Source organism: Amycolatopsis sp. NPDC026612 (assembly GCF_040638285.1).
Classification (GTDB): Bacteria; Actinomycetota; Actinomycetes; order Mycobacteriales; family Pseudonocardiaceae; genus Amycolatopsis.
The window spans coordinates 1-15,787 of record NZ_JBEZYB010000129.1 but is presented as its reverse complement, the minus strand read 5'-3'; the positions used below and the strand labels follow the sequence as shown (position 1 = coordinate 15,787).

Below are 15,787 nucleotides of genomic sequence, written 5' to 3'. Positions count from 1 at the left end.
CCAGCACGCCCGCGCGCTCGAGATCGCGAACCTGGCCGTCCGCTACCGCGACGCCGGCGTCGCCGGGTTCGACATCGCCGGGCCCGAGGACGGATGCCGCAGCGCGGCTTCGACCTCGCCGGGCTCGATCCGCACCCCGCGCACCTTCACCTGGTCGTCGGTGCGGCCGAGGTACTCCAGTTCCCCGGTCCAGCGCACCCGGTCCCCGGTGCGGTACATCCGGGATCCGGGCGGCCCGAAGGGGTTGGCCACGAACCGCTCCGCCGTCGCGCCGGACCGGCCGGCGTACCCCCGGGAGACGCCGGCGCCGCCGACGTACAGCTCACCGGCCACGCCCGGCGGGACGGGCCGCAGCTCCGGGCCGAGGACGTACAGCTCGGTGTTGCGCACCGGCAGCCCGATCGGCACCGGGCCGCCCGCGGTCAGCACGGCGTGCGTGACGTCGTCCGAGCACTCCGTCGGGCCGTAGGCGTTCACCAGGCCGGTGCCCGGGAACCGCGCCAGCCAGCGGTCTCGCAGGTCCGGCGGGAACGCCTCGCCGGTCACGACGAGCCGGCGCAGGGCGGGCAGGGCGGTGCCGGTCCCGTCGAGGACGTCGAGGGCCGCGCGCAGCACGGAGGGGACCACCTCGGCCACCGCCACCTTCTCGGCGGCGACCAGCCGGAACAGCGCACCGGGGTCGGCCCGCGGCCCGGCGCCCACCACGCGCACCCGGCCGCCGGCCAGCAGCGGCGCGAACATCTGCCACACCGAGATGTCGAACGTCAGCGGCGCGTTCTGCAGCACACTGTCCTCAGTGGACAGATCGAGGTCGTCGACCTTGGCCCACAGGTGGTTCACCAGGCCGCCGTCGCACACGACGACGCCCTTGGGCCGCCCGGTCGAGCCGGACGTGAAGAGCACGTAGGCGGCGGTGTCGACGGTCCTGGACACCAGCGGGAAATCCCCGGCGTCGCCGCGCTCGGTCACCACCCGCAGGCCGGGGACGGCGACGGCGATCTCCTCCGCGCGTTCGCGCAGGCGGTCCGTGGTCACCAGCCACTCCGCGCCGCTGTCGGCGAGCATCCCGGCGGCCCGTTCGACCGGCGCGTCCGGATCGACGGGCACGTAGGCGCCGCCGGCGCTCCAGACGCCGAGAACCGCGCCGGCGAACTCACGGCCGGGACCGGCGACGATCCCGGCCACCCCGCCCGGCCGCAGTCCCGCGCCGGCGAGCCCGGTGCCCACGGCGGCCGCGAAGTCCCGGAGCTCGCCGTAGGACCACGTGCCGTCGTCGTCGGTCACCGCGGCGGTCTCCGGCGCCACCGTGGCGAGGTCGTCGATGCGGCCCAGCAGCTCGTCGGCACTGCCCACCTCGTGGCGCGTGCCGGCCGGGTGCCCGGTCGCGGGCCCGACGTCGAGCCGGGCGAGGGGTTCGTCCGGGCCGAGGTCGGCGAGGTCGGCCAGGAACCCCACGAACCGCGCGGCGTGCGCGGCGAGTTCGTCCTGGCGGTACAGCGCCGGGTTGGCGTTGACGTTGACCGCGAGGTCCCCGGCGGGGGTTTCGCCCGCGATGAACTCGATGTCGTCGACGGGCCCGGTGGACAGCTCGTGCGCGGTCGCGCGGCAGCCGCCGAAGAGGCGTTCCGCGCCGAGGCCGAGGATGTTCACGGTGGGGCCGAACGGGCGCGGGTCGCCGGGCAGCCCGAGGTGGTCGCGCACCCGCTGCCCGCGGTATCGCTGGTGCCGCACGGTCCGCCGGATCTCTTCCGCCGCCCCGGTGACCAGGTCGCGGCGCGTCATCGACGGCCGGATCGGCACGGGCAGCGGCAGCGAGTTCGCCACCATGCCGGGCACGGACCGCGCCGCCGCGCCCTTGCGCGCGGTGGTCAGCAGGTTCAGCAGGACGTCCGGGGTCCCGGCCATCCGCTGCACGTACGCCGCCGTCGCCGCGATGAGCAGTTCGGGCAGCGCCACCCGGGCGTCCCACGCCGCCGCCTTCAGCTTCCGCGTGGCCTCGCCGGGCAGCAGCACGGACGCGCGGACGAAGTCGGTGGCGGGCGCCGGCGGGCGGGCCGACAGCGCCGTCAGCTCGGGGGTGCGCGGGAACCGGCCGGTCCACATCGCCCGGTCGCGCTCGTGGTGCGCGGAGCCGGCGTGGTAGGCGACGTCGTCGTCGACGAGCAGCCGCAGGGGCGGCAGTGCGCCCTCTGCGGCCGGCGTCCCGGCGTCGTACAGCTCGGTGACGCGGCGGAACAGCAGGCCCTGGCTGAAGCCGTCGGAGACGAGGTGGTGCGCGCAGAGGTAGAACAGGTGGTGCTCGGGGGCGACCCGGATCAGCGCGCACCGCGGGAGCAGCGGCGCGGCCAGGTCGAAGGGCGTGCGGAGGTCGGCCGACATCCATTCGCCCGCCGCCTCCCGGCTCAGCTCGAGGAGCGTGACGCCCGGCTCGGCGGGCACGACGGCCTGCCGCGGCTCGCCGTCCCCGGCCACGAACCGGACCCGCAGGCACTCGGCCTCCCGCACCATGGTGCGCACCGCGGCGGTCCACGGCCCGGTGTCGAGCGGGCCGTGGATGTCGTAGAAGCCGGCCACGTTGAACACCGCGTTGCCCGGCTCGCGGATGCAGCGGCGCCACAGCTCCGACTGCGCGGCGGTCAGCGGCAGCGCGGTTTCCGGCATCGGGCGCTCCTCTCCGGGATGGGCGGGGGCCGCCAGTATCGGCAGCGCCGGACTGGCAAACCGCAAAAGCGCCTTGGCGACATGCCAGTGCCTGCCCGGCGAAGATTCGGCGCACCGCCAGGAAAGGGGTCCGAAGTGGACGCGGTCGTCGAGACCTGCCAGCTGCGCAAGCGCTATCCCGGGCACGAGGCGCTGCGCGGCGTCGATCTGCACGTGCCCGCCGGAACCGTGCTGGGCCTGCTGGGCCACAACGGGGCCGGCAAGACCACCACCGTCCGCGTCCTCGCGACGCTGCTGAACCCCGACGGCGGATCCGCCCGCGTCGCCGGGTTCGACGTCGCCCGCGAGCCGCGGGAGGTCCGGCGCCGGATCGCGCTCGCCGGCCAGTACGCCGCGGTCGACGCCCAGCTCACCGGCCGGGAGAACCTGGTCCTGCTGGGCAGGCTGCTGCGGCTGGGCATCCGGGGAGCCCGCGCGAGGGCGGCCGAGCTGCTGGACCGGTTCGGCCTCGCCGCGGCCGCGGACCGGCCCGCGGGGACCTATTCGGGCGGGATGCGCCGCCGGCTCGACCTGGCGTGCTGCCTGGTGACCCGGCCCGCGGTGCTGTTCCTCGACGAGCCGAGCGCCGGGCTGGACCCGGCCAGCAGGCACCTGCTGTGGGCGGAGGTCCGCGCGCAGGTCCGCGACGGCATCACCGTCGTCCTCACCACGCAGTACCTCGAGGAAGCCGACCAGCTCGCCGACCGGATCGTGGTCCTCGGCTCCGGCGCCGTCGTCGCGGAGGGCAGTCCGGAGGAGCTGAAGCGGAAGGTGGGCGGTGAATGGCTGGGCGTCACGCTGGCCGAGCCGGCCGACGTCCCGGCCGCGATGGCCGCCCTCGGTCCGGCGGCCACGGACGCCGACCCCGCGGCGGGCCGGCTCTCCCTCCCCCTCGGCGACGGCATGGCGACGGTCGCCGCCGCGGCCGCCGCGCTGAGCCGGGCCGGGCTCGAGGTGGCCGACTTCGCCGTCCGCCGTCCGTCCCTCGACGACGTCTTCCTCGCGCTCACCGGAAAGGAGCAAGCGGCATGATCCTCACCGAAACCGCCGCCCTCACCGGCCGCCGGCTGCTGCGGCTGCGCCGGTCGCCGGGCGAACTGCTGGCCGTCACGCTCACACCGGTGACGATGGTGGTCGTCATGGGCTACCTGCTCGACAAGACCATCGTGATGCCCGGCGGCGCCGGCTACCTCGACTTCATGATGGCCGGGGTCGGCGCCCAGGTGGCGCTGGCGTGCTTCGGCACGAGCGCGATCGCCCTGGCGGACGACCTGCGCGGCGGCCTGGTCGACCGGTTCCGCTCCCTGCCGATCGGGCGGGTGCCGGTGCTGCTCGCCCAGTCGTTGTGCGACCTGCTGCTCACGACGGCGGGCATCGCCATCGCCTCGGCCGTCGGCTGGCTGCTCGGCTGGCGCATCCACACGGGACTCCTGCCCGGCCTCGCCGGGTTCGGGCTGCTGCTCGCGCTGGCGTTCCTGCTGTCGTGGACGGGCATCCTCGCGGGGCTGTGGTTCCGCAGCGCACCGGCGGTCAACTCGCTGTCCGGCCTGGTGCTGGTGGTGGGTTCCTTCCTGTCGACGGCGTTCGTCCCCCCGGACGGCCTGCCGGGCTGGCTGCGCGCGATCGCGTCGTGGAGCCCGGTGAGCACGGTGTCGACGGCGTGCCGCCGGCTGTGGGGCAACCCGGTGGCGGACACGAGCCACAGCTTCGCCGTCGTCCACCCCGTCCCGGTGGCGCTGGCCACGATGGCGGTCCTGCTGGCCGTCGTCATCACGGCCGCCTGGCGGGTCTTCCGCTCGGCTGCGGAAAAACCGTGAACCACGGCGAATCCACGGTGAAGGCCTACGCCTGCTGAAGCCGCCGCACGACGGCCTCGGCGACACCGCGGGCGCTGAACGGGTTCTGCCCGGTGATCAGGGTGCCGTCCTCGACCACGTACGGGGCGAACGGACGGTCGGCGAGGCGGTAGTCCGCGCCGAGCTGCCGGAGCCGGTCCTCCAGGCTGAAGGGCACGGCGTCGTCCCGCTGGGCCAGGACCTCTTCCTGCCGGCTGAAGCCGGTGAGGGCCCTGCCCGCGACCAGCGGCTCCCCGGTGGACAGCCGGGCTTCCAGCAGGCCCGCCGCCCCGTGGCACACCGACGACACCACCCTGCCGGTCTCGAAGAACCGCGTGACCAGGCCACCGAGGGCCTCCGGGAAGTCGAACATCACGCCGTGGCCGCCGGTCAGGTAGACGGCGGCGTAGTCCTCGACCCGCGCGTCGGCGAGCTTCCCGCTGTGGTCGAGCAGATCCATGAACGCGCGGTCGCGGTAGCGGTCGATCGTGCCCAGTTCGCCGAGCATCGCCGCGGACAGGCTCTCCGGATCCAGCGGCACCACCCCGCCCCGCGGGGCGGGGATGTCCATCTCGAAGCCGGCCGGCCCGGCCACGTCCCAGAAGTGGGTCAGTTCACCGAGCCACAGGCCCGTGCGGTAGCCGGTCTTCCGGTACGCGCCCTCGCTGGTGACGGCGACGAGGATCTTCTTCGGTGTGGTCACGGTGGTCCCATCGGGTCAGGCCGTTCCGCTCCGGTCGAGGCCGGAGACGGTCAGGCGGCCCTCGATGCTGGCGGTCGCCAGATCGAGGCGTGAGCGGCAGCCCGTCTTCGCGAACAGCCGCGTCAGGTGGCTCTCCACCGTCTTCTCGCTGATCCGCATCGTCCCGGCGATCTGCCGGTTCGTCAGGCCGCGCCGGATCAGGGCGATGATGCGCAGCTCGGCCGGTGACAGGTCGTCCGAGGCGAGGGAACGGCGGGGCGGGGGCACGCCGCGCTCGCGCATCCTCGCCTTGATCATCATCCGCAGCAGGTCACCGTCCAGGCGCCGGGCGATGTCGTAGGCCTCGTGCAACCACGGGCGCGGCTCGTCGGCGACGGACGAGGCGATCAGGCACGCCCGCATCAGCTCGCTCTGGTTCTGGTGGCTGCGCACCACCTCCACCGCGGCACGCACGCTCGCGAGGTCCCGCTCGGCCAGGCCGGTGACCATCAGCTCGGCCATCTTCAGCCGGCGGCCGCCGTAGCGGCCGTGCCACTTCGTGGTCAGCTCCCGGAGCTCGGCCAGTTTCCCGCCGCCCGCTTCGGATTCCAGCATCGCCAGCCGCACGAGCAGCCAGTGCAGCCCGACGACGGTACCCCGCTCGGCCGCCGCCGCGGCGCGTTCGTAGCCACGCCAGCCCGCTTCGATCGCTTCGGGCAGCCGGCCGCCGCGCCACATCAGGCCGATTTCGGCCCAGCTCACCATCGCCGGGAACGGGCACTCGCCGACCGCCGCCAGCCAGTCGGCGGCCGGTCCCGGTTCCCCTTCGCAGGAAAGGATTTCCGCGGTGAGCAGCCGCGCCAGGCAGTGGACGGGCGTGCTCGGCCGTCCACTCAGCTCGAGCGCCCGGCTCGCGGACAGCACCCCGGCCCACGCACCACGGTGGTAGCCGGTGATGACCCGGTGGTACAGCGCGAGCGGCCCGTCGTCCGGCGCGCCGTATTCGTCGCCGAACAGGAACCCGAACAGGGCGACCAGATCGTGGCGGCCCGCCCAGATCTCGAGCTGGTCGCGCATCGGCGCGCAGTCCGGCGCGTCACCGAGCCGGAACGCGCCGAAGGCGGCCACCAGCCCGTCGAGGCTCATCGCCTCCCGGCCCTCGAACCACCCCCCGGCGAACTCGAGCGGCGCGCGGGCCGCCGGCTCGGCCGCCAGGACCGCCGTCACGGCCCGGGGCACCGGCACGCCGGTGTGCACCGCCGCCAGCGCCGCGGCCACCGCCAGCGCGTATTCCTGCCCGGCGGGCACTCCCGCGTCGACCGTCTCGGCGACCACCTCGCGCAGCCGGTCGTAGCGGCCGATGCGCACCAGCAGGCGCACCAGCGACCGCGTCAGGCCGGGCACGCGGCCGGGGTCGTGCGTCGCGCAGCGGGCCAGCGCGGCGCGGTACCGGTGGGCGGCCGACCCGGGATCGGACGGCAGGACGCGGGCCGCTTCGCGCACCAGCAGCGCGACGACGTCCGGCCCGGGTGGCAGTTCGGGACCGGCCAGCGCCGCGTGGTCCGCGACGAGCGCGGGGTCCCCGCCGCGGCGCAGCAAGTGCTCGGCCAGCTTCGCGTGGAGGACGCGCACCCGCTGCTCCCCCAGGACGTTCCGCACCGCGGTGGCCAACGCCGGGCAGGGCACGAACAGCGCACCCCGCTCGTCGCAACCCAGGACGCCGGCCGCGACGAGCCGGTCGGCACCCCGGCCGCAGGTGGCGGGGTCCCACCCGGTGGCCTCGGCGAGGACCAGCAGATCGTCCACGCGGAAGCGCCCGGCCGTGCCGACGAACGCCACCAGCGCCGGACCCGGCTCCGGCAGGTCCGCCACCCCCCGCACGAGGTCGTGGCCGGCCGGCAGCGCGATGGGCGCGGCAGGGTCGGCCAGGCACAGCACCCCGCGCACCGGGACCAGCCGTCCGGCGCGCCGGAGCCCGTCCCAGGTCGCCAGCACGGCGCCCGGATTGCCGCGCAGGGAACCGAGCGCGTGCCGCACGGCCGGGGCGACGGCGGGGTCCACGGGTCCGTCCGCGGCGAGCAGCTCGTCGACTTCGCCGTCGGTCAGCGGCCGCAGGTCGACGATCTGGTCGGCGAGGGCGCTCAGCACCGTGGGCTCGACGGCCTCCTCCTCGCGGCAGGCCGCGAGGACGGTACAGCCCGCGTAGCGCGCGGCCGCCACCGCGAAGCCGGGGTTCGGCACGGCGTGGAGGTCGTCGAAGACCACGGCCGTGGTCCCGCTCTGGCGGAGTGCGCCGAACAACCGGGTCAATTCGGTGAACAATGCGGAACCGGAAGATGGACCGCCGGTGTCGTCCGGCTGATTCAGCGCCGCGGCGGCCTTGACGGCGCACGCCGCACCGAATTCTTCGCGGATGGCGGCCAGCACGGATCCGAGCCCGAATTCGTCCCCTTCGGGCACATCGTCGGAAAAGCAGATGGGCAGGGATTTCAGGCGGCGATCGCGCCACTTCCGCGCCACCGCACCGAGCAACGCCGTCTTGCCCGTCCCGGCCCCGCCCCTGACCACCACGAGAACGGGCCGCCCCGCGACCTTTTCGAGCGCGGCGATCTCGTCGCCCCGCCCGGGCAAGGCACCGCAGTCCTGGGTCACCGACCGCCTCCTTCCCGCCCGCCGCCGTTCTATCGGGTGACGAGAGTGTGCCACGCTCATTACGCCATCCGGCGCAAAGTGGGATGAGATTTACAGCCGGCGCCTCATCCGGACGCCTGGTGCGCGCCGGCCGCGGCTCACCGACCCCCGCGTGTCACCCACACGAGTGATCTTCGCCGTGCACAGATCCCTCGAATCCGGCGAATTTCGTGGCGTGGCAAGGCAACCAGCTATTTGGACGTGGTGGCCCCCGCCGACGTGCTCTGGTTAATCTGGGCGGCGCCGTCCGCGGACGAGCGTGCCCCCGCGACTCGTCGCCCCCGGCCGGGGGCGACGAGCCCGGACCGAGCAGAGCGAGAAGCGTGCAGCCTGACGGATTCATCCCGCCCTCCGAGCGCGTCGCTCGCGAAATCGCCGAGGCGCTCCGGGCGCCCGGCCGTCCGGCGCTGACCGTCCTCAGCGGACCGGCGGGCGTCGACCTCAGCGCGGTCGCGACGCACCTCGGCCGGCACTTCACCGAACACCCGCGGGGGTTCACCCACGTGCGCACGGTCGATCTCGGGTTCGCCTGCTCGGCGTCCGGCGCGGCCCTGCTGGACCGGATCCCGCCGGCCGCAGTGCTGCGCGCCGACGCCGGCACGCTGCTCATCCTCAAGGACGTCCACCTGATGCCCGCGGAGGGTGCCGGTTCCCTGGACGCGCTGGTCCGCCGGCTGGCCACGACGAAATCCGCCTGCGTGTGCACCGTCGCGCTGCCACTGCCGGCCGCGGTCCGCGCGGCGTTCCACGACAGCGCCGCGCGGTGGCACCGCGACGGCCTGCTCCACCACGTGAACCTGCGTCCGCTCGCCCGCGCCGGGCTGCCCGCACTCGTCACCGCGCTGCTCGGCGCGGTGCCGGAGCCGGAGCTCGCGGACCGGTTGTGGCGGTTCACCCGGGGCTGGCCCGCCGCCGTGGAGGCGGCCCTGCGGATCAGCCAGGCCTGCGACATGGTCCGCGTGGTGGACCGGCACGCCTACGTGACCCGGCCGCCGGTGCCGCCCCGGCTGTCCGAACAGGACGAACTGGTGGCGGCGATCCGCCGCCGGGGCGCGACCACGTGGGCGGCGGCCAAGGCGATCGCCGTCCTCGGCCTGCTCGGGCCGGCCGCCGCGCGGCTGGTCGCCACGGCGCTCGGCACGTCGGAAGCCGAGGCCCGCCAAGAGCTGGACTTGCTGACGCGGGCCGGCGTGCTGCGCCATGCCGGGGCCCGGAACGCCTGGACGTTCCGGCAGCCACTGGTCGCGGCCGCGCTGACCTGGGTGCTGGGCCCATACGAGCGGCGCAGGCTCGGCCAGATCGCCGTCGAGGCCCTGTGGTCCGGCGAAGCCCGCTGCGCCTTCCCCGGCTACCTGCCCGACCAGCTCGTCAACGCGGGGCGGCTGGTGGATCCGGCCCGCGCGGCCGGGGACCTGCTCGCCCGCGCCGTCGCCGTGGCACCACCGGACGGGGAGCGGACCCTGCCCTGGCTGCGCGCGGCGGCCGAGCTCACCGCGGACGGACCCACCCGCGCCGAAATCCTGCTGCTGCACGCACGCACCTGTCTCGCCCACGGCGATCCGGCCGGGGCGCTGGAGTCCACCGGGACGGTGGTGCGGTCGCACGCCGGGGACATCCCCCGCGGCCGGCTGCCGGACGTCCGCTTCGCGCATCTGACGGCGCTCTACCAGTCCGGCCGGCACGACGAGCTGGCGGAGATCGCCGACGGGCGCACGGCACCGGCCGGTGCCGTGACCGCCGTCGAAGGGCTGGCCGTGCGCGCGTTCGCGCTGTCCCTGCTCGGCCGCTGGCGCGAGACGCGCGAGCTGGTGACGCGGATCCGCGCGGAGGATTCCGCCGCCGGGGTCGCGGGGCACGTCCGCCCGTTCAGCGCGGTCGCCGACCTGTGGCTGGGCATCCGGGCCGGGTTCGACCAGGACGTCGCCGAGCTGCTGCGGAGGATCGAGGCGGGGGAACAGCCGGCCGGGGACCTGGTCTGCCACGCCAGTGCGCTCGTGGCGCTGGGCGAACTGCGCCAGGCGGACCGGCTGCTCGAGAAGCTGCCGGTCCGGCTCAGCGTGCCGAGCCGGATGGTCCGGGCGGTGGGCGCCGGGAAGTTCGACGAAGCCATGGAGCTGGCCCGCAAGCACATCGCCACCAGCGCGCCGGGCGGCTGCGATCCCGGCGAGACCGTCATGTTCCAGCTCGCCTCGAACATCCAGCTGTGCCGGGGCCGGCTCTCGCGGGCCCGGGAGCTGTTCACCACCGCCCGCGCCCGCCGGCCGGCGATGCCGCACCTGCTGGCGATCTCGGCGGCGCTCTACGAGCGGGTGCACGGCGAATACGAGCGGACGCAGTCGATCCTGCAGGCGGCGGTGGACCAGGCCGAAGAAGCCGGCGTGCCGGCGCAGACCGACCTGCTGTGGATCGCACTGGCCGACATGGCCGTCCGCACGGACCGGCCCCAGCGGCTCCCGGAGTACCTGCGGAAGCTGGAGGTGGTGACGGCGCGGATGGGCACCGAGCGCGCCGAGCTCAACCGCCTGACCCTGCACGCGCTCGTGCACGCGGACGACGCCGCGGCGAAGGCGGCCATGAAGCTGCTCCGCCTCCGGAACCAGCCCCTGGAACAGGCCGTCGCGTTCGAACGCTTCGTGCGGTACGGCCTGAGCGAGCCGGCACTGCTTTCGGAGTCCTACTCCATTTTCGGCGAGATGGACGCGTTGATGAGCCGATCGTGGACGCGCACGCTGATGCGCCACCACGGGGTGCACGTACCGGGCCGCCAGGCGACGCTCGCCGAAAACGAGCGCCTGCTGGCGGTGCTCGTGGCCGAGGGGCTGGGCAACAAGCAGATCGCCGCCCTCCTCCAGACCGGCGAGAAGAGCGTCGAGGGCCGGCTGTCACGGCTGTTCCAGCGCACCGGGTACCGGTCACGCGTGGAGCTCGCGACCGCGATCCTGAACCACCAGTACGCCGGCAGCTGACCGTCAGCAGGAGGAGCCGGTTTCCGCACGGTCCAGAAAGCGCTTCCCCAGGCGCATTTCCCTTCGAAACCTTCGGAGGGCAACTTATTCACATGATGAACGCTTGGGGGTGCCGCCGTCATCGGTGTCGGGGCCGAGCGCCGCGACCAGGTCGGCCAGCCGGTGGTGCGCCTCGAGCGGGTGGCGCAACCGGCCTTCCGGGTGGATCTTGTAGTGGTTGCGCCTGCCCACCCTCTCGCGCTCGAGGTAGCCCTCCGCGATCAGGTCGGCGAGGATGAGCTGCACCCCGCGTTCGGTGATGCCGACCCGCTCGGCGATGTCGTGCAGGGTCCGGTCGGGATCCGCGGCCACGCACAGCAGGACGTGCGCGTGGTTGCTGAGGAACGTCCACGAAGCCATACCGGCCACAGTAGACGTCCGAACTTGACAGACGAAGTGGGGTTCGCCTATTCTGGTGGCAGCGGAGGGGAGTACCCGCCCGGTCCGGCATCGTCAATCCGGCTGCCCCAGTGCAGTCCGGTGCCGGCGTCACCTTCGGGTGACCGGGGAGACCTCCGGTTCGTCACCGAACCGGAGGAGTGTCTCGTGACCGTCCCCTTCTGGGCCTGGGCCGCTGTGCTCGGCGTCATCCTGGCCATGCTCGCGATCGATCTGGCCGCCCACCGCCGCGCCCCCGTCGTCGGTGTCCGGTCGGCCCTCGCCTGGTCCGGCGCGTGGGTGGTGCTCGGGCTGGCCTTCGGCGCCGTGGTCTGGTGGGTCTGGGGCGCGGAGTTCGCGGGACAGTACTTCGCCGGCTACGTCATCGAGAAGTCGCTCGCGGTCGACAACGTCTTCGTGTTCGCGATCATCTTCGGCTACTTCGCCGTCCCCCGTGAGTACCAGCACCGGATCCTGTTCTACGGCGTGGTGGGTGCGCTGGTGTTCCGGGCGGTGTTCATCGCCGCGGGCTCGGTCCTGATCGCGAGCTTCGCCTGGATCCTTTACGTGTTCGGCGCTTTCCTGGTCATCACCGGGGTGCGGATGGCGCTGCACCGGGACGAGACGGTCGACTACGAGCAGAACCGCGTGCTCCGGGCGTTCCGGCGGATCGTCCCGTCCACCGACGGCGACCACGGCGGGAAGTTCCTGGTGCGGCAGGCCGGCCGCTGGGTGGCCACGCCGCTGCTCGCGGTCCTGGTGCTGATCGAGGTCACCGATATCGTCTTCGCGGTCGACTCGATCCCGGCGATCTTCGCGGTCACCCAGGAGCCGTTCCTGGTGTTCACGTCGAACGCCTTCGCCGTCCTCGGCCTGCGGGCGATGTACTTCCTGCTCGCCGACGTGATGCACCGGTTCGTGTACCTGAAGCTCGGGCTGGCGCTGGTGCTGGTCTGGGTGGGCGTGAAGATGCTGCTGCTGGACGTCTGGAAGATCCCGACCGTGCTTTCGCTGGGCGTGGTCGGCGCGATCCTCGCGACGGCGGTCGCCGCCAGCTTGCTCCGGACCCGGACCACGGCCTGATTTCCCCTTCGGAAGGAACGATCACCATGCGCTCGAACCGCCTCACGACGACCCTCCTCGCCGGCGGCCTCCTGCTGACCCTCACCGGCTGCGGCGTCGCCGCCGAGACAGCGGGCCAGGTCGGCAACGCCGCTTCGACAGCCGCGGTCTGCGCCCAAGCGGTCCAGATCGCCACGACGACCCCGGACCTGACGGACCCGAAGGCCGCGGCCGACCGAGCCCACGCGGCCGCCGGCGAACTGGCGGAACTGGCCTCCCGCGCGGCCAACACAACGGCGGCCGACGCGATCGACACGGTGGCGGCCACCCTGCGCGAGACAACGGTCGACGACCTGGTCACCACCCCGGCCGACTGGACGCGGAAGAAGGCAGACCAGGTGGCCGCCCTGACGAAGGCCTGCGCCGGCTGACGCACGGACCTGCCTGCGGCTGGGCACGGCAAGGGCCGCCGGGCCCAGCCACGGCAGCGCCGGACCTGCCGTGGCGCAGGCCGGGCCGGACCCAGCGACGAAGCCCCGCAAGCGCGACCACGCCGAAGCCGCCAACCGCGCAGCCCCGCAGGGCGCCCGCGGGCCGCGGGCGCCCTGCACAGCCCGCCCACCGTCCACACCGAACCACGCACCGTCCACACCGAACGACACACCACCCGCACCCCCACCCGCCGCGCCGGCAACATCCCCACTTCCCGGAGGCCCCCATGACCACGTCCGCCCCGCCGGCCGCCACCGGAGAGCTGACCGGGGTGGCCGGGTGGGCCGTCGGGGTCATGGACTCGCTCGGGGGTCCCGGTGCGGCCCTCGTCGTCGGGCTGGAGAACCTCTTCCCGCCCCTTCCGAGTGAACTCGTCCTCCCCCTCGCCGGGTTCGCCGCCGGCCGCGGGGCCTTCGGGCTCGGGGCCGCCGTCTTCTGGACGACCCTCGGCTCGGTCGCCGGTGCCGTCGTCGTCTACCTGCTGGGCCTGCGGCTCGGGCACGACCGCACGCGCCGGCTCGCCGGCCGGCTTCCGCTCGTCAAGACCGCCGACTTCGATCGGACCGCCGCGTGGTTTGCCCGGCACGGCGGCAAAGCCGTCTTCCTCGGGCGCATGGTTCCCGTCTTCCGCAGCCTCGTCTCCGTGCCGGCCGGCGTCGAGCGCATGCCGTTCGGGTGGTTCCTGCTCTGCACCACCGCGGGCAGCCTCGTCTGGAACACCGGGTTCGTCGTCGCGGGCTACCTCCTCGGCGAGCACTGGCCGGTGGTCGAGCGGTATGCGTCGATCTTCCAGTACGTCGTTTTCGCCGCCATCGCCGTCGCCGCCGGGCTGTTCGTGGTCCGCCGGGTCCGGCGGCAGAAGCCCGTTTAAGGTTCCGGCATGACCGAATCCGCGGGACACGTGTCCGCTCTGCGGGAGCGCGTGTACGCGACGCTGGTGGGCCTCTCGACCGTGCTGCTCCTGCTGAACTACGCCGCCGGCACGTCCGCCGGGGAAGCCGTCGCCGACATCGGGGCCGCGATGGGCGCCCTCTGCCTGGCCGGTGGGTTCGCCGACGTGAGCGCGCACCGGATCACGCACGGCCGCTTCCCGCGCGGGGACGACCTCCGGCACATCCTCGCGGCGACGGGCCACGTCCTGGAAACAGCCCTGCTCCCGGTGCTCAGCATCGGCGCCGCGGCGCTGGGCTGGCTGCCGCTGAACGTCTCCCTGTGGATCGCCGCCCTGTCGCTGGTGCTCACGATCGCCGCGCTGGCCCTGCTCGCGACGCGGCGCACGTCCGTGCGGTGGCCGGTCAAGCTGCTGCTCTTCGTCGTCGAGGTGGCGATCGCCCTCGCCGTCGTGGGTGTGAAGCTGCTCGCCCACTGAAACGGCGGGAGTCAGGGCAGCCGGTAGCTGCCCGCCTCGGGTCTCTTCCGGCTCCGGTCGCCGGCCCGCTTCCCCGGCTGTCCCGTGGCCGGTGAGCGCCGCCGCGCCCGCCGGCGGGCATCATGGCGGCCATGCCGCACCGTGTCCTGCTCGCCGACGACGACCGCGCGATCCGTGAGTCCCTCGTGCGGGCCCTCGACCTCGAGGGCTACCACGTCACCGAAGTCACCGACGGCGTCAGCGCGCTCGCCACGGCCCGGCGGGACCGGTTCGACGTGCTGATCCTCGACGTGATGATGCCCGGCGTCGACGGCCTCGGCGTGTGCCGCGTACTGCGCGCCGAAGGCGACCCCACCCCGATCCTCATGCTGACCGCCCGCGTCGAGACCCCCGACCGGGTGGCCGGGCTGGACGCCACCGAACTTTCACCCTGATCACGTCGACGGCTAACCGGGCTCGGGAAGGGTGGGCGGTGCCGAGATCACTTCGAGGAGCCCGATGTCCACCCCGCTCGCCACCCGCGGTCCGCGCGTGGCGGGGCGACCCTGCCGGGCCGGGCCGGCGATCGACGCGGCCCCCGGCCGAGCACCCGGCCACCCTCCCTCTACAAAGGACACCATGACCACCGTCAACGGCCTGCCCGCCCACGTCCTGCTCGTGCACGCCATCGTCGTGCTGCTCCCCCTGGCCGCGCTGCTGCTCGTGCTCAGCGCGCTGTGGCCCGCCGCGCGCGCCAAGCTCGCCGGGCCGAACGCGATCCTGGCGGTCGTGGTCGTCATCCTGGTCCCGATCACCACCGACGCCGGCGAGTGGCTGGAACGCCACGTCGGCCGGACGCCGCTCCTGCGCACCCACACCGAACTCGGCGACACGGCGATCTTCGTCGCGCTCCCGGTGGCGGTGCTCGCGCTCGTCGTGTGGTGGCGGCACCGCGAGAGCCTGCGGGCGGGCGGGACCGGCCGCCGCGCGTTCCTCGCCCCGGCGTCGACCGCGGTGACCGTGGTGCTCTCGGTCCTGGCGATCGCCGCCGCGGGCGCGGCGGTCTACGACGTCTACCGCATCGGCGAGTCGGGCGCCCAGGCGACCTGGCAGGGCAACTTCAGCGCCACCCCGGCACCGGGCGGCGCCGGGCACTGACCCCGGTCAGGGCGCTATCTCCACCTCCATTCCGATGATCCGCGTGGTGTGGCGGCGGCGGCGGAGCCAGCCGCGGGCCGGCGTGCCGTCCGGCACCTCGTCGAAAAACGCCCTGCGCTGCGCCGCCGTCGCCGAGCGCCAGCGCAGCACGAGTACCGGGCGGACCGGCGCGATGTAGTCCCGCACCCGTTCGTGCGCCCCGGCGAGCCTCGTCTCGTACTCGGGGTCCGGCCGGTAGGCCAGTTCGAGGTCGATCAGGGGCGCGGCGCCGCCGGCGCGGTGATGGCAGCGCGCGAGCATCCGCGCGAGCTCGTCCATCGCGCCCCGCACGCGGCAGGGCATCTGACCCGAATTACCACTCACGAGGCCTACGGCAGCAGCGTCGTCACGAACTTGTAGCGGTCACCGCGGTAGACCGAGCGGGCGAACTCGACCG

12 protein-coding genes and 2 pseudogenes are annotated in these 15,787 nt (G+C 74.0%); 9 read left to right on the top strand and 5 right to left on the bottom strand.

Features of this window, described 5'->3' with window-relative positions:
• Positions 1-153: 153 nt before the first annotated feature.
• A pseudogene (locus tag AB0F15_RS43255) lies at positions 154-2,661 on the bottom strand (amino acid adenylation domain-containing protein); the annotation flags it as partial.
• A 135-nt stretch (positions 2,662-2,796) separates the two neighbouring features.
• Between AB0F15_RS43255 and AB0F15_RS43250 the strand changes: the two are divergent.
• Together AB0F15_RS43250 and AB0F15_RS43245 are read left to right on the top strand one after the other, a co-directional pair.
• Positions 2,797-3,732 carry an ATP-binding cassette domain-containing protein gene (locus AB0F15_RS43250; RefSeq protein ID WP_360283437.1) on the top strand — a complete coding sequence of 312 codons (936 nt, stop codon included), beginning with the start codon at positions 2,797-2,799 and terminating at the stop codon, positions 3,730-3,732.
• Positions 3,729-4,517, top strand: a complete 789-nt coding sequence (locus AB0F15_RS43245; protein ID WP_360283435.1) for an ABC transporter permease — start codon at positions 3,729-3,731, stop codon at positions 4,515-4,517. The genes AB0F15_RS43250 and AB0F15_RS43245 overlap by 4 nt, the downstream gene beginning before the upstream one ends.
• Positions 4,518-4,542: 25 nt before the next feature.
• Here the strand turns inward: AB0F15_RS43245 and AB0F15_RS43240 are convergent, their stop codons facing one another.
• Together AB0F15_RS43240 and AB0F15_RS43235 are read right to left on the bottom strand one after the other, a co-directional pair.
• The gene (locus AB0F15_RS43240) at positions 4,543-5,238 is read right to left on the bottom strand and encodes a type 1 glutamine amidotransferase domain-containing protein (RefSeq protein WP_360283433.1); all 696 of its coding nucleotides are present in this window, start codon (positions 5,236-5,238) and stop codon (positions 4,543-4,545) included.
• 15 nt (positions 5,239-5,253) lie between these two features.
• A complete protein-coding gene (locus AB0F15_RS43235) occupies positions 5,254-7,869 on the bottom strand; it encodes a LuxR C-terminal-related transcriptional regulator (protein ID WP_360283431.1) in 2,616 nt (871 codons plus the stop codon).
• Positions 7,870-8,231: 362 nt separating this feature from the next.
• Here AB0F15_RS43235 and AB0F15_RS43230 point away from each other — a divergent pair, with 362 nt between their 5' ends.
• Positions 8,232-10,874 carry a helix-turn-helix transcriptional regulator gene (locus AB0F15_RS43230; protein WP_360283429.1) on the top strand — a complete coding sequence of 881 codons (2,643 nt, stop codon included), beginning with the start codon at positions 8,232-8,234 and terminating at the stop codon, positions 10,872-10,874.
• 84 nt (positions 10,875-10,958) lie between these two features.
• Here the strand turns inward: AB0F15_RS43230 and AB0F15_RS43225 are convergent, their stop codons facing one another.
• The gene (locus AB0F15_RS43225) at positions 10,959-11,273 is read right to left on the bottom strand and encodes a winged helix-turn-helix domain-containing protein (RefSeq protein ID WP_360283427.1); all 315 of its coding nucleotides are present in this window, start codon (positions 11,271-11,273) and stop codon (positions 10,959-10,961) included.
• A 186-nt stretch (positions 11,274-11,459) separates the two neighbouring features.
• Between AB0F15_RS43225 and AB0F15_RS43220 the strand changes: the two genes are divergently transcribed.
• From AB0F15_RS43220 to AB0F15_RS43195, 6 genes and pseudogenes are all read left to right on the top strand, one after another.
• Positions 11,460-12,374 (top strand): TerC family protein, encoded by a 915-nt coding sequence (locus tag AB0F15_RS43220; RefSeq protein WP_360283425.1) that lies wholly within the window; start codon positions 11,460-11,462, stop codon positions 12,372-12,374.
• 26 nt (positions 12,375-12,400) lie between these two features.
• Positions 12,401-12,784 carry a bacteriophage spanin2 family protein gene (locus AB0F15_RS43215; protein WP_360283423.1) on the top strand — a complete coding sequence of 128 codons (384 nt, stop codon included), beginning with the start codon at positions 12,401-12,403 and terminating at the stop codon, positions 12,782-12,784.
• Positions 12,785-13,071: 287 nt separating this feature from the next.
• Positions 13,072-13,716, top strand: a complete 645-nt coding sequence (locus AB0F15_RS43210; RefSeq protein WP_360283421.1) for a DedA family protein — start codon at positions 13,072-13,074, stop codon at positions 13,714-13,716.
• Between the two features lie 9 nt (positions 13,717-13,725).
• Positions 13,726-14,214, top strand: a complete 489-nt coding sequence (locus AB0F15_RS43205; protein ID WP_360283419.1) for a hypothetical protein — start codon at positions 13,726-13,728, stop codon at positions 14,212-14,214.
• 122 nt (positions 14,215-14,336) lie between these two features.
• Positions 14,337-14,630 (top strand): annotated as a pseudogene (locus AB0F15_RS43200) (response regulator); the annotation flags it as partial.
• A 202-nt stretch (positions 14,631-14,832) separates the two neighbouring features.
• Positions 14,833-15,351, top strand: coding sequence for a DUF2231 domain-containing protein (locus AB0F15_RS43195; protein WP_360283417.1), 519 nt, complete (start codon positions 14,833-14,835; stop codon positions 15,349-15,351).
• 6 nt (positions 15,352-15,357) lie between these two features.
• Here AB0F15_RS43195 and AB0F15_RS43190 read toward each other — a convergent pair whose 3' ends face one another.
• A complete protein-coding gene (locus tag AB0F15_RS43190; protein ID WP_360283415.1) occupies positions 15,358-15,693 on the bottom strand; it encodes a hypothetical protein in 336 nt (111 codons plus the stop codon).
• Between the last annotated feature and the right edge of the window lie 94 nt (positions 15,694-15,787).

Bases quoted from the DNA above. Each gene is read 5' to 3' on its own strand.
- AB0F15_RS43245 (WP_360283435.1), top strand. From the start codon at position 3,729: ATGATCCTCACCGAAACCGCCGCCCTCACCGGCCGCCGGCTGCTGCGG.
- AB0F15_RS43225 (WP_360283427.1), bottom strand. From the start codon at position 11,273: ATGGCTTCGTGGACGTTCCTCAGCAACCACGCGCACGTCCTGCTGTGC.
- AB0F15_RS43215 (WP_360283423.1), top strand. From the start codon at position 12,401: ATGCGCTCGAACCGCCTCACGACGACCCTCCTCGCCGGCGGCCTCCTG.
- AB0F15_RS43210 (WP_360283421.1), top strand. From the start codon at position 13,072: ATGACCACGTCCGCCCCGCCGGCCGCCACCGGAGAGCTGACCGGGGTG.
- AB0F15_RS43205 (WP_360283419.1), top strand. From the start codon at position 13,726: ATGACCGAATCCGCGGGACACGTGTCCGCTCTGCGGGAGCGCGTGTAC.
- AB0F15_RS43195 (WP_360283417.1), top strand. From the start codon at position 14,833: ATGACCACCGTCAACGGCCTGCCCGCCCACGTCCTGCTCGTGCACGCC.
- AB0F15_RS43190 (WP_360283415.1), bottom strand. From the start codon at position 15,693: ATGCCCTGCCGCGTGCGGGGCGCGATGGACGAGCTCGCGCGGATGCTC.